General features: G+C 62.7%; 15 protein-coding genes. 8 read left to right on the top strand and 7 right to left on the bottom strand.

The genetic code is table 11. From position 1 onward, the window contains the following. Positions 1–86 precede the first annotated feature (86 nt). From X727_RS159125 to X727_RS159150, 6 genes are all read left to right on the top strand, one after another. Entirely contained in the window at positions 87–803 is a 717-nt protein-coding gene (locus X727_RS159125) for a DNA-3-methyladenine glycosylase I (protein WP_023667550.1), read from the top strand. A gap of 62 nt (positions 804–865) precedes the next feature. Next, entirely contained in the window at positions 866–2581 is a 1716-nt protein-coding gene (locus X727_RS159130) for an NAD+ synthase (RefSeq protein WP_023667549.1), read from the top strand. A gap of 32 nt (positions 2582–2613) precedes the next feature. Continuing rightward, positions 2614–3498: an SPFH domain-containing protein gene (locus X727_RS159135; protein WP_023667548.1), complete on the top strand. Its 885-nt coding sequence runs from the start codon at positions 2614–2616 to the stop codon at positions 3496–3498. Between the two features lie 13 nt (positions 3499–3511). Next, positions 3512–4462, top strand: coding sequence for an NAD(+)/NADH kinase (locus X727_RS159140; protein WP_050588495.1), 951 nt, complete (start codon positions 3512–3514; stop codon positions 4460–4462). Positions 4463–4532: 70 nt separating this feature from the next. Then, the gene (locus X727_RS159145) at positions 4533–4943 is read left to right on the top strand and encodes a GNAT family N-acetyltransferase (RefSeq protein WP_023735336.1); all 411 of its coding nucleotides are present in this window, start codon (positions 4533–4535) and stop codon (positions 4941–4943) included. A gap of 392 nt (positions 4944–5335) precedes the next feature. Beyond that, positions 5336–7141: an ABC transporter ATP-binding protein gene (locus X727_RS159150; RefSeq protein WP_023735337.1), complete on the top strand. Its 1806-nt coding sequence runs from the start codon at positions 5336–5338 to the stop codon at positions 7139–7141. A gap of 43 nt (positions 7142–7184) precedes the next feature. On the opposite strand, the gene X727_RS159155 is transcribed toward X727_RS159150, so the two are convergent. From X727_RS159155 to X727_RS159185, 7 genes are all read right to left on the bottom strand, one after another. After that, on the bottom strand, positions 7185–7598 hold the full coding sequence (locus X727_RS159155) for a GFA family protein (protein ID WP_023725741.1): 414 nt from the start codon (positions 7596–7598) through the stop codon (positions 7185–7187). Positions 7599–7618: 20 nt separating this feature from the next. Continuing rightward, the gene (locus tag X727_RS159160; protein ID WP_023688339.1) at positions 7619–8083 is read right to left on the bottom strand and encodes an SRPBCC family protein; all 465 of its coding nucleotides are present in this window, start codon (positions 8081–8083) and stop codon (positions 7619–7621) included. Further along, positions 8080–8400, bottom strand: coding sequence for a helix-turn-helix domain-containing protein (locus X727_RS159165; protein WP_023681541.1), 321 nt, complete (start codon positions 8398–8400; stop codon positions 8080–8082). The genes X727_RS159160 and X727_RS159165 overlap by 4 nt, the downstream gene beginning before the upstream one ends. 185 nt (positions 8401–8585) lie before the next feature. Continuing rightward, positions 8586–9083, bottom strand: a complete 498-nt coding sequence (locus X727_RS159170) for an NUDIX hydrolase (protein WP_023667541.1) — start codon at positions 9081–9083, stop codon at positions 8586–8588. 208 nt (positions 9084–9291) lie between these two features. Then, a complete protein-coding gene (gene gpt, locus X727_RS159175; protein WP_023667540.1) occupies positions 9292–9792 on the bottom strand; it encodes a xanthine phosphoribosyltransferase in 501 nt (166 codons plus the stop codon). Positions 9793–9879: 87 nt separating this feature from the next. Next, positions 9880–10713 (bottom strand): universal stress protein, encoded by an 834-nt coding sequence (locus X727_RS159180; protein WP_023735339.1) that lies wholly within the window; start codon positions 10711–10713, stop codon positions 9880–9882. A gap of 98 nt (positions 10714–10811) precedes the next feature. Beyond that, a complete protein-coding gene (locus X727_RS159185; RefSeq protein ID WP_023667538.1) occupies positions 10812–11552 on the bottom strand; it encodes a competence/damage-inducible protein A in 741 nt (246 codons plus the stop codon). 174 nt (positions 11553–11726) lie between these two features. Between X727_RS159185 and X727_RS24140 the strand changes: the two genes are divergently transcribed. After that, positions 11727–12728, top strand: a complete 1002-nt coding sequence (locus tag X727_RS24140) for an alpha/beta hydrolase (protein WP_050591271.1) — start codon at positions 11727–11729, stop codon at positions 12726–12728. A gap of 64 nt (positions 12729–12792) precedes the next feature. Next, positions 12793–13065: a hypothetical protein gene (locus X727_RS159190; protein WP_023667536.1), complete on the top strand. Its 273-nt coding sequence runs from the start codon at positions 12793–12795 to the stop codon at positions 13063–13065. Positions 13066–13175 lie beyond the last annotated feature (110 nt).

Raw genomic sequence — 13175 nt, 5'->3', positions numbered from 1 at the left:
TCTCCATAGGAAAAGCGTCGGCTTGGCAGCCTTGTTTGCATATAGGAAGATGGCGTTTCGTCAAAAGCGCGGCGCGAGGATGCAGGATGCCCGATTTCGCGAAGATTCGCGCCCGTGCTGCAAAACGCAAAGGCGGCGACGCGGTGCTGACGTCGCTGCTCGGGCCGGCGTCTGACAATGCTGCTGTTGCCGACATTACGGACGATCGCATCCTGTCGACGATGGCCGAGCGGGTATTTGCCGCCGGCTTCGTCTGGCGCGTTATCGAACAGAAATGGCCCGGGTTCGAGGACGCGTTTCTCCATTTCGAGCCGAAACGGCTGTTGTTTCAACCTGATGACTTCTGGCACGACCTGACGGCTGATCAACGCATCGTGCGCAACCCGCAGAAGATCAAATCCGTCCGCGACAACGCCGCCTTCGTTGAGCGTGTGTCGAAGGAACATGGCGGTTTCGGCAAATTCCTCGCGGAGTGGCCTGACGACGACCAGGTCGGGCTGATGGCGTATCTCGGCAAGCATGGCAGCCGGCTTGGCGGCAACACCGGCCAGTATTTCCTGCGCTGGCTGCAATGGGACGCCTTCGTCATCTCGGCCGATATGGTCGCGGCTTTGCGTGACGCCGGCCTCGACATCGCGGAAAGTCCGACGTCGAAGAGGGATCTCGACAGGATTCAGGCGCAGATCAACAAATGGGCGCAGGAAACCGGCCTGCCGCGCCGGCACATTTCGCGCATTCTGGCGATGTCGATGGGAGAGAACCATTCGCCGCAATCGCTGCGCGAATATATGGGCGACGACTGATCACCGAATTGGTCCAAACGAACGCCATTGCTCGGGCAAATTTGCCGCGCTAAACCGCACAGATGACCCAGAAGACCGCACCCGATATTCTGCGCATCGCCGTTGCCCAGCTCAACCCGACGGTCGGCGATGTCGCCGGCAATCTTGCCAAGGCGCGCGAGGCGAGGGCGGATGCCGCCCGCCAGGGCGCCGACATCGTGCTCTACACCGAGCTTTTCCTTGCCGGTTATCCGCCGGAGGATCTGGTGCTGAAGCCGGCCTTCCTCAAGGTTTGCGAGAAGGCCGCTCAGGATTTCGCCGCGGATACCTCCGATGGCGGGCCGGGCGTCATCATCGGCACGCCGCTGAAGCGCAAGAGCGGCACCCACAATTCGATCATCGTCGCCGATGGCGGCAAGATCCTCGCCGAGCGCTACAAGCTCGATTTGCCAAACTATGGCGAGTTCGACGAGAAGCGCGTCTTCCAGGCCGGGCCCGAGGCTCAGGGACCCGTCAACTTCCGTGGTGTGCGCATCGGAATTCCGATCTGCGAGGACATCTGGGGCGACGTTGGCATCTGTGAAACCCTGGCCGAGAGCGGCGCGGAAATCCTGCTAGTGCCGAACGGCTCGCCCTACTACCGCGCCAAGATGGACGTGCGCCATCAGGTCGTTATCCGCCAGGTCATCGAGACCGGTTTGCCGATGATCTATGCCAATCAGATTGGCGGCCAGGATGAGCTGATCTTCGACGGCGCCTCTTTTGCCATCGGCGCCGACAAGACGCTCGCCTTCCAGATGAGCCAGTTCGAGGAAACTGTCGATGTCACCACCTGGAAGCGCAGCCGTGTCGCCGCAGGCGCGCAAAATGCAGATAACTCTGGCGGCTGGGTCTGCTCGGAAGGGCCGATGTCGAAAATCCCCGAGCGCGAAGAGGCGGACTACCGTGCCTGCATGCTGGGCCTGCGCGACTACGTCAACAAGAACGGCTTCAAGAACGTCGTGCTGGGTCTCTCCGGCGGCATCGATTCGGCGATCTGCGCGGCATTGGCCGTCGATGCGCTCGGCGAGGAGCGGCTGCGGGCGGTGATGATGCCCTACCGCTATACCTCGGAGGATTCGCTGAAGGATGCCGAGGATTGCGCCCGTGCGCTTGGCTGCCGCTATGACATCGTGCCGATCTTCGAACCGGTCGAGGGTTTCCTACACACGCTGGCGCAGCTTTTTGAAGGCACCAAGGAAGGCATCACCGAAGAGAATCTACAGAGCCGCGCGCGCGGCACGATCCTGATGGCGATTTCCAACAAGTTCGGCTCGATGGTCGTCACCACGGGCAACAAGAGCGAGATGTCGGTGGGCTACGCCACGCTTTATGGCGACATGAATGGCGGCTTCAACCCGATAAAAGACCTCTACAAGATGCAGGTCTATGCGCTGTCGCGCTGGCGCAACAGCCATGTGCCGCCGGGCGCGCTCGGTCCCTCAGGCGAGGTGATCCCCAGGAATATCATCGACAAGGCGCCGTCGGCGGAATTGCGCGAGAACCAGACCGACCAGGATTCGCTGCCGCCCTATCCGGTGCTGGACGACATTCTGGAATGCCTGGTCGAGAACGAAATGGGCGTCGACGACATCGTCGCGCGCGGCCACGACCGGGCGACGGTGACGCGCGTCGAACATTTGCTCTACATTGCCGAGTACAAACGCCGGCAAGCGGCGCCGGGTGTGAAGATCACCCGGAAGAATTTTGGCCGCGACCGCCGCTATCCCATCACCAACCGTTTCAGGGATCGCGGCTGAACTTCGTTTAATTAGAGAACCTTGGGGCTTTCATGTTTTTCAGCTATTTCAAGGGAACGCCTGAATATCACATCCTGCGCTTCAAGAACGGCAAGGTCCGTGAGCAGGGGCGCGGCATCTCCTTCTGGTACGGGACGTTCGGCACCACCATCGCCATGGTGCCGGTGACGTCGCTCGACAACCCTTTCATCTTCACCGAGACGACGGCGAATTTCCAGGATCTGGCAATCCAGGGGTCGGTCAGCTACCGCATCATCGATCCACTCAAGGCAGCCGAAGGTTTTGATTTCAGCGCCAAGCTCAGCCGTGCCGACGTCGTCGGCGACGGCCGGGAGAAGATCGCCGAGCGCCTGGTGCTTGCGATACAGAGCCGCGCCCGCGCGGTGGTTTCGAGCATGACGCTGGAACAGGCGCTGGCCGAGGTGACCAAGCTCGGCGGCAATCTCGCCGAACTCCTGCGCAACGATCCGATTGCGGCAACCGCCGGCCTGTCGATCGAGGAGGTCCACATCACCTCGGTCCAGCCGACGCCGGAGATCCGCAAGGCGCTCCAGACCGAATATCGCGAGGCGCTGCAGCGCCAGGCCGATGCGGCGATCTATGGGCGCCGTGCCTGGGGCGTGGAGAAGGAGCGCGAGATCAAGCAGAGCGAACTGGCGACCGAAATCGAGCTTGCCGAACGCAACAAGCTGCTGGTCGACACCGAAGCGCGCAACAAGCTGACGCTTGCCGAGGCGCAAGCCAAGGCGCAGCAGCTGGAACTGACCGTCTATTCGTCGGCGCCCGCCCACGTGCTGACGGCGATGGCCTTCAAGGCCTGGGCGGAAAAGGGCGGTTCGGTCGGCAATCTGTCGATCACGCCTGACATGCTCACCAGCGCGCTCAGCCAGCTTTCCACGCCGAAAGCCGGGTCCTGAAAGGCAAGCACGGGTGGCAAGCGACCAGAGCGGCAGGCCGATCGACCGGGTGATCGTCGTCACCCGCAAGACCGAGCTGGAGGAGCTGACGACGCGCTTCAACACGCAGGGACAGGCGCGCTTTTATCTCCGGCAGGCCGGCATGAATTTCGACCCGGTCAAGGCGGCGCATGACGTCTATCACCAGGCGCTCGACCGGGTGATGGGTTCGCTTCCCCAAGGCCTCAAACAGTTGCGGCTCGACCGCGAACTGGTACCGCAGTTCGAATTCGGCTCCGACGCGGTGATCGCGCTCGGTCAGGACGGGCTGGTGTCCAACACCGCGAAGTACCTCCCGTACCAGCCGCTGATCGGCATCAACCCGAACCCGGCGCTTTTCGACGGCGTGTTGCTGCCGTGGAATGCCGACGATACCGAAAAGGTCCTCGGCCTGACGATCGCCGGCAAGGCGAAGCGCCAGGCGGTGGTGATGGCCGAAGCGCGCTCCAATGACGGACGCCGGCTGATCGCCTTCAACGATCTGTACGTCGGCGCCTCGACGCATGTCTCGGCGCGCTACGAGTTGACCTATGGCGGCAGGACCGAGCGCCAGTCGTCGAGCGGCATTATCATCTCCACGGGCGCCGGCTCCACCGGCTGGCTGCGCTCGGTGATGGCGGGCGCCGCGGGACTGGCCGCGGCCTATGGTGACAACTCCGTGCCGACCGTGCCGCCGCAAGGCTACGATCGCGAAGGCGAACAGCTGTTCTTTTCGGTGCGCGAACCGTTTCCGAGCAACACGACCGGCGTGTCGCTTGTGCATGGCGTCATCACCCGCGACCGGCCGCTGGTGGTTTCTTCGCGGCAGAGCAGGGGCGGCGTCATCTTCAGCGACGGGATGGAGCTCGATTTCGTCGAGTTCAATTCCGGCACCGACGTGACCATCGCGATCGCCGACCAGAAGGCCTATCTCGTGGTGCCATAAACGCGCCACGTGGGCAGCCAAATCACCGGCCGGACTGAATTCGGCCGCCCGCCATTCTTTGCGATGCACCATGCCCGACTGTGAAATCAGCTTCGACATGTCACGGATCGATTTCCGGGCGACCTCCGACCTGTTGATGGCCAGCTATTGGGGCGACGGTCGCAGCGATGAGTTTCATCGCCGCGCCTTTGCCAACTCGCTTTGCGCCAGCGCCTATCTGGATGGGAATCAAGTCGGTTTTGGCCGGGCCATCACCGACCGTACGGTGTTTGCCTATCTCGCCGACATCATCATCTGGCCGCAGCAGCGCGGCCGGGGCATTGGCTTGCAACTGGTGAGGGCGCTCATCGATCACCCTGAGCTCAGCACGGTCTCGCACTGGAGCCTGTCGACCAGCGACGCGCATGGCGTCTATGAGAAGCTGGGCTTCAAGGCATCGACCGATGGCCGCTATATGCGCCTCGATCGCAACCCTGATTGAGCGATGCGCCGTGCGGGCTCGCCCGCCAGTTGTTGCAAAATAACCTCAGTGGTTGGACCAGATACGCATTGCCGCTCGCTCGCTCTTGGCGATCCGCCGAGGCGTCTCTATAAGGACCGCTCCGCAATTGCCTTGCGGGAGGTCCGAATGGCAGTATTTCACATGGTAATGCGAGGCCGCGAAGCTTAGGTCTCACCTGGCGTCCGGCGAAGGCTTGTCCTTCGCGCCGATGCCGGGTCGAGTACAGGCTTTTGCCGATGCCGGTCGCCACCCGATATCTAGGGCGCGCCGCCACCTATGCCGAACCTCCGCATATCAGGGCGAATTGCCCAGCGCGGTTTTCAATTTTTCGACCTTACCGGGACCGGGCATTTTTGCGCCCGGAGGACATCATGCCTCGTTTTCGAATCGATCTGCGTGCAAGCGCCTTTCGCAGCGTTCTTGGCTTCACGCTCAGCCACTGGCGGCGCCAGCCGTGGCGGCTTTCGCTGATCATGGGCAGCTTCCTGCTGTCGACCCTGGCCGATGTCTTGACGCCGCTCTATTCCGGCCGGCTGGTCGACGCCGTAGCCAGCAGTGCGTTGGCTGACGATGTCGCGTGGAATGCGGCAATGGCGGCGTTCTCCGCGCTCATCGCTTTGGCGCTGACCGGCGTGGTGCTGCGCAACCTGGCTTTCATGGGTATTGTCGAGCTGACGCTGAAGATGATGGCCGACATCGCCGCCGACGCGTTCTATCGCGTGCAGCGCTTCTCAACCGACTGGCACGCCAATAGCTTTGCCGGATCGACGGTGCGCAAGGTTACGCGCGGCATGTGGGCTCTCGACCTGCTCAACGACACCATCCTGATTGCGTTGCTGCCGTCGGTCGCCATGCTGGTCGGCTCGACGTTGCTGCTCGGCTGGTTCTGGCCGCTGATGGGGCTGGTCGTGGCAGTCGGCTCGCTGCTGTTCATCACCGTGACGGCGCTGCTGTCGCTCGGCTATGTCGCGCCCGCGGCACGGCTCGCCAACAGCTGGGATACGCGGCTTGGCGGCTCGCTTGCCGATGCGGTGAGCTGCAATGCCGTGGTCAAGGGTTTCGGCGCCGAGACGCGCGAGGAAACGCGTCTTGCCAAGGTCGTCGCCAAATGGCGCGCGCGGACCAGCCGCACTTGGGTGCGCGGCACCATCAACGGCACGACGCAAGGCGCCATGCTGCTGGTGCTGCGGACGGCAGTAATCGGCCTGTCGCTGATGCTGTGGGCCTGGGGCCAGGCAAGTGCGGGCGATGTCGCCTTCGTGCTGACCTCGTTCTTCGTGCTGCAGGGCTACCTCAGGGACATCGGCACGCATATCCGCAATTTGCAGCGTTCGGTCAACGACATGGAGGAACTGGTCGATTTCCAGTCGCAACCGCTCGGCGTCGAGGACCGGCCCGGCGCCAAGCCGATCCGGATCACGCATGGCCACATCGCCTTCGATAACGTCACCTTCCACTATGGTAGCCATCGCTTGCCGCTCTACCGCGACTTTTCGGCGGAGATAACGGCGGGCGAGCGGGTCGGACTGGTCGGCCATTCCGGCTCGGGCAAGACGACCTTCGTGAAGCTGATCCAGCGTCTCTATGATGTCAGCGGCGGCAGGATCCTGATCGATGGCCAAGACATCTCCCAGGTTGCACAGGCGTCGCTGCGCGCGCAGATTGCCATCGTCCAGCAGGAGCCCATCCTGTTCCACCGCTCGCTGGCGGAAAACATCGCCTATGCCCGTCCGGACGCCACGCAGGCCGAGATCGAGCATGCCGCCAAGCTCGCCAGCGCGCACGACTTCATCACCAGCCTGCCGAAGGGCTACGGCACGCTGGTCGGTGAACGCGGCGTGAAGCTGTCGGGCGGCGAGCGCCAGCGCGTGGCGATCGCACGCGCCTTCCTGGCGGATGCGCGCATCCTGATCCTGGACGAGGCGACATCGAGCCTCGATTCGGAATCGGAAGTGCTGATCCAGCAGGCGATGGAGCGGCTGATGGTCGGCCGCACGACGCTGGTCATCGCACACCGTCTGTCGACGGTGCGGGCGCTGGACAGGCTGCTCGTGTTCGACCGTGGCAAGATCGTCGAGGAAGGCTCGCATGACGAGCTGATCCGGCTGAAGGGCGGCATCTACCGCCGCCTGTTCGAGCGGCAGGCGCTGGAACTGACCAAGGGCCTGGTGATCTGAGCTGAACGCAGAGCCCTATCCGAGGGATAGGGCTCTGCCTGGTTCATCCAGGCATTCGCTCGAATGGCTGAAGCGCTGGGTCGATCGTGTCCCAGGCGTGGCCGCGCACGGTGTAGGTGACCGCCTGCGGGTCGAACTGGCCGGGATCGTCGAGGCTCGTGGCCTGGATCGCCGTCACCTCCGGCATGGCGACGAACGTTACGTAGACCGGCGTGCCGCAGGTCGGGCAAAAGGCCTGGGCTTTTTCATTGCCGCTGTCGGCGATCATCCGCCACGTGCTCGGCTCGCCGGTGATCTTTACGTCAGCGCGCCGGCCGAAGGTCACATAGGAACAATGGCCAGTACCGCTGCGCTTTTGGCAATCGAGGCATTGGCAGTGATTCTGAAAGATCGGCTCGCCGCTGGCCTCATAGCGGATCGCGCCGCAGGCGCAGCCGCCGGTAAAGTGCTTGGTCATCATCGTTCTCCGCGGTTGCTTCAGGCCGATTTCGGCTTGGCGAACAGGTCGATGCCTGTGCCGGTTTCGAGGAAGGATTTCATGCTGGACAGCACGGCCGGCCAACCCTGGCTGATGCCCTTGGCCATGCCGCTGCCGGCTTCGAGCTCGTCATGGCTGACGGTCAGCTTGACCATGGTGTCGTATTCCTCGATGGCGAACGTCACCTGGCTGTGCTTGGTCGGATCGTCGGCCTGCGAGGCGTTGGCCCAGCTCATGACCAGGCGGGTCGGCGGCGAGATTTCGACGACCTTGCCAACGAGTTCGACGGTCCGTTCGTCATTGGCGCGGATGTGTTCCCATTTCGAGCCGGGCTTCCAGTCGGAGACGTTTTCGTGGCCCCAGTAGCGCTTGGCGATATCGGGCCTGGTGATGGCTTCGAACACCTTTTGTGGCGTCGATCTGATGTAGGTCACGTAGACAAAACTGGTGGTTTCCCGGGTCATTGGTCGTCTCCTTCGAGTTCTTGTTTCAGGTCGTGCAGCAGGCTCAGCCGCTGCCGTTCGAATTTTCGCACCCACCGCTCGTAGACTTCGTGCAGCGGCACGGGGTTGATGAAATGCAGCTTCTCGCGGCCACGCTTGACCGTGCTGATCAGATTGGCCGCTTCCAGCAGATCGATGTGCTGCGTGGCGGATTGCCTCGCCATGTCGAGATTTTCGCAAAGCTCGCCGAGCGTCTGGCCGTTCTTCTCACACAGAAGATCGAGCAGCATTCTGCGGGTCGGGTCGCCCAGCGCTTTGAAAACCTTGTCGGCGTCCATCGGTCTCACTCATCTTGAAGACACAATATGCAGGTAAATGCCTGCATGTCAAGCTGTGGCTAAGCTTGGCCTGAAGGGGAGGGATTTATAGTGTCGGATTGCTGGCGCGCGGAGCGAAGCACCGAGCCCGGAATCGGGGCAAGAACCGGTGCGGGCGCGCAGGACTATGCAGCGGTGGCTGTGAGCTAGGCTCTAACGACGAACTTGTCGGGATCGGCGCAGAAATGGGCGATGATCTGGCAGAGGTCCGGCTCGTTGACCATGCGTACGGCCTCGGCCCCATTGACCCATTTGCGGGTGCGCGCGCGCTTTTCCTTCCAGCGGTCGGCAACGTGCTCGACCTGCAGCGGAAACACCAGCACTTCGCAAGGGACTTCCTCGCCGGACGCGAGGGCCTTGGCGTAGAAGTAACGACCGGCCTCGAAAAGCGAAATCTTGCCACGCAATCCGGCTTCCTCGCCCGCCTCGCGCGCCGCTGCCTCGCAGAGCGGCTCCCTGGCCTCGGGCCAGCCCTTCGGCAGCACCCAACGCCCGGTGTCTCGGCTGGTGATCAGCATGATCTCGACGCCGTCTTCGTTATTGCGCCATGGCAAAGCGGCAACCTGCAGGCGACAAGGCGAAGTGCCGAAGAGCTTGCGGACCCTTTCAGCCAGATGGTCGTGTGTCGCCGGTGTCGTCAGCATCAGTGAAAGCTACCCCAGCCCTCAGAATCGTTAGCCGCCGTATGAATCTTACCGACAAGTGTAAGTCTTAAAAGTAAAAAACCTCACACCGACCCGTCAAACTCCGCCAACAGCTGTCGATTCGACAGAATATTGTCCCTTCCAGTGCCTGTTTTCATAGCAAACGGGGCGGGTTTGGCCGTCTGGGCAGAAATGGGGCTGGCGCGAATCAGCCTGCGTGATCGTCGGCGATCGGCTTCTGGTAGGTAAAACCCATGTCCCAGGGAAAGTAGATCCAGGTGTCCTGACTGACTTCGGTGATAAAGGTGTCGACCAGCGGCCTGCCTTTCGGCTTGGCGTAGACGGTGGCGAAATGCGCCTTGGGCATCATGGCGCGCACGATGCCTGCCGTCTTGCCGGTGTCGGTGAGGTCGTCGATGATCAGCACGCCCGCGCCATCATCGGCGAGCAGCGCCGGGGTGATCTCCTTCAGCACCTGCAACTGCCCCTGGCTGGTGTAGTCGTGATAAGAGGCGACGCAGACCGTCTCGATGACGCGTATTCCGAGTTCGCGCGAGATGATGGCGGCGGGAACCAGGCCGCCACGGGTGATGCAGACGATGGCCTTCCACTGTCCCTTGTTGGCGCCGGCAAGCCGCCAGGCGAGCGCCCGGGCATCGCGGTGGAACTGGTCCCAGGAGACCGGAAAGGCTTTTTCGGGAAGGGACATTCTGCACTCCGCGCGCACCATTGTGGAATGCGCGCGGAATTAACTGGAAAGTCAGGGCATTGGCAAGGGCGGGGCCAGTCTGTGGAGTTACCGCGACAAAAAGGCCGCAACCGGCACGCTGCGCAACACGGTGCGCGTGACGCCGCCGAACAAAAGCTGACGCAGCCAGGAATGGCTGTAGGCGCCGAGCACCAGAAGGTCGGCTCCGGTCTCGGCGATCCGGGTCTGGATGACGTCATCGACCGAAGCATTACCCGATTTTTGCACCGACACGCTGACCGTTGCGCCATGCCTGGAGAGTGCCGCGGCGATCTCGGCGCCGGCGGCTTCCGGGTTGTCATCCAGCGTATCCGGCGGATCGATGACCAGAATGTCGGTTTTCTCGGCCTCGATGATGAAGGGCAGCGCGTCGAAGGCGGCACGCGCCGCCTCCTTGCTGCCGTTCCAGGCCAGCAGCACATGTTTGAATGTGGTGACCAACGGCCCCTCATGCGGCACCACCAGCACCGGCCGGCCGGCATCGTAAACCAGCGTGTCGACATCGGCGCTCTGGTCGCCTCCGGTCTCGCGCTGCGCGGCAATAATCAGATCGGCGGCGCGCACGCTGGAAATACCCGTCAGCGCGCTGTCGCCGGAAAAGCTCTCGAGGCTGCGCCATTCGAAGGAAAGGCCGGAATTCTCGATCTGCCGAACGAAAAGCGCCTGCAATTTCTCGGCGCGCTCGCGGTTCATGTCGGCGGAGACCTGCAGGAACTCGGTGTCGGGGAAGCCGGTTGCCGAGGTGTAGGGAACGGGCAGCGCTTCGGCATGGATGCCGATGAGATGGCTCTCGAACCGGTCGGCAAGCGGGATGGCGCAGTCGAGCACGCGTTCGGCGTCCTGTTCGTTCTGCAATATGGCGACGATGGTCTTGAAGCGCATGCGAAATCCCTCAAATCTGCCGGCGCGTGCTGCGCCCGAGGGAAAACGTGGGAGTGCGGTGCTTGGTTCCGGCCCGGCGATGGGCCGCGAACCCAGGGTCAATTGGCGGCGGTGAAGCCGGCCACCATCGCCTCGACGTCCTTGCGTGCCGAATCCAGCGCCTCCTGGCTGCGGGCGCGGACGACCAGCTCCGTCCAGAACTTGCCGTCGCCATATTTCGGATACGAGCCGATGATGGTGTCGGGATGCGCCTTCTGGATATCGCCCAGGGGACCACCGATCAGGCCTTCGCCGAACGGGCAATGGACGGTGGCCGACAGCATCTTGGTGCCGGCCTTCAGCGTCGGCACGACATTGTCGAGCATGGCCTGGAAAATCGCCGGTACGCCGGCCATGACATGGACGTTGCCGATGCGAAAGCCGGGCGCGACGGAGACCGGATTGTCGATATGGTCGGCGCCGCGCGGCATGCGCGACATGCGCTTGCGGGCCTCGGTGTATTCGATGCCGCGCGCGGCATAGCTCTCGCCCAGCATGGCATAGGCCTTGGCGTCGTATTCGCACGGCACCCCAAAAGCCTTGGAAATCGAATCGGCGGTGATGTCGTCATGCGTTGGGCCAATGCCGCCGGTGGTGAAGACATAGGTGTAGCGGGCGCGCACGGCATTCACCGCAGCGACAATCTCGTCCTCCTCGTCGGGAACGATCCGCACTTCCTTCAGGTCGATGCCGATGGCCGTCATGATGTCGGCGAGGTGGCCGATATTTTTATCCTTGGTGCGGCCGGACAGAATCTCGTCGCCGATGACAAGCATGGCGGCAGTGACGATTTCAGGCATGGAAGGCTCCGGCAAACAGGCCCATTGGCAGACAAGGTCGCCTGAGGCAGAAAGAAGGTCGCCTGAGATAGCGCGCCATCGAACTGGCGGCAATGCCGACACAAGCCGCCATCTGCCTTGCCGAGCGTTCGTCAGTGGGTGATGGTGCGCGCCGGTCCGCTTCCCGGGTGAAACATGCTGGTATCGATTCTGCTTTGGCTTGTCGCCGGCCTGTCCGTGCTGGCTCTCGTCATCGTGGCCTGCCTGGTGGCCGCTACGCTCTGGATTGCCGCCAAGGCCGAAAGGCTGGTGCCGGCCAGCGGAAACTTCGTCGAGATCGACGGCAGCCGCATCCATTATGTCGAAACGGGCGAGGGACGGCCGATCCTGTTCGTGCACGGACTTGGCGCGCAGCTCCACCAGTTTCGCCACACGCTGTTTGAGCGCTTTGGCCCCGGTTGCCGGCTGATCGCGCTCGACCGGCCGGGATCGGGCTATTCGGTGCGGGCCAAAGGAGCCACCGGCCGCTTGCCTGAGCAGGCCGAGATCATAAGGCGCTTCATCGAAACGCTCGCGCTGGAAAGGCCGCTTGTGGTCGGGCACTCCCTGGGCGGCGCCGTCGCGCTGACCCTGGCCGTGGAGCATCCCGGCGCGATTTCCGGCATCGCTTTGCTGGCGCCGCTGACGCATCTGGAAGCCGGCGCCCGCGAGAAAGCGGGCCTGCTCTATATCCGTTCGCGGCTTTGGCGCTGGATCATGTCCTACACCGTCGCGATACCGACAAGCCTCGGATATGCGCGGCAGACACTGGAGTTCATCTTCGCGCCGCAGGCCGTTCCCGCCGACTACATGATCGATGGCGGCGGATGGCTCGGGCTGAGGCCAAGCCATTTCCATGCGACCTCCACCGATTTCGTGGCGGTCGAAGAGGATCTTGGCCGCATCGAAGAGCGCTATGGAGAGATCGCCATGCCGGCCGGCATTTTCTTCGGGACAGCCGATCGCGTCATCGCCATGCGCATACATGGGGAGCCGATGAAGGACAGGATCGAAGGGCTCGATTTCGAGACGGTCGAAGGCCTCGGCCACATGCCGCAACTCGTCGAGCCGGACCGCGTCATCGCCTTCATCAAGCGCATTGCCGAGCGGGCATTCGCCGGCCAAGACCTCACCACAGCCTCACAACAATTTCACTGAACCATTCGGCTGATATCCGGTTTACCCCGTGTCGCACCCAAGGCGGCGGATACGGAGTAATTCAATGTACAGGAAAGTTTTTGCAGCATCCGTGCTGACGATCGGTCTTGCCACATCGGCGATGGCGCAGTCATCGGACGGCACGTATTCCAACCATCACAGCTGGTGGCCCTTCGGGAACGAGCAGTCATCGACCGTCGACCAGAGCACCACCGGCAGCATCAATGCCGACGGCAGCCAAGGCTATGGCGGCGCTACGGGGCCGTGCGCCTCCGACCCGTCAGGACCCTATGGAAATGTGAGGCCCAACGTGAACGATCAATATTGCGGCAAGTGATCAAGCCGCGGGCGACTGACCGGCAGGATGTCCCGCCTGTTTGTTTTGACGCAATTCCCAAGGGAATTGCTTAGGCGAGCATCCACGGCCGGCAGCGAAAGCTGAGGGGC

Source organism: Mesorhizobium sp. L103C105A0, from assembly GCF_000502215.1.
Classification (GTDB): Bacteria; Pseudomonadota; Alphaproteobacteria; order Rhizobiales; family Rhizobiaceae; genus Mesorhizobium.
The sequence above is the reverse complement of the archived record's forward strand: the minus strand, read 5'-3'. Positions and strand labels throughout refer to the sequence as shown.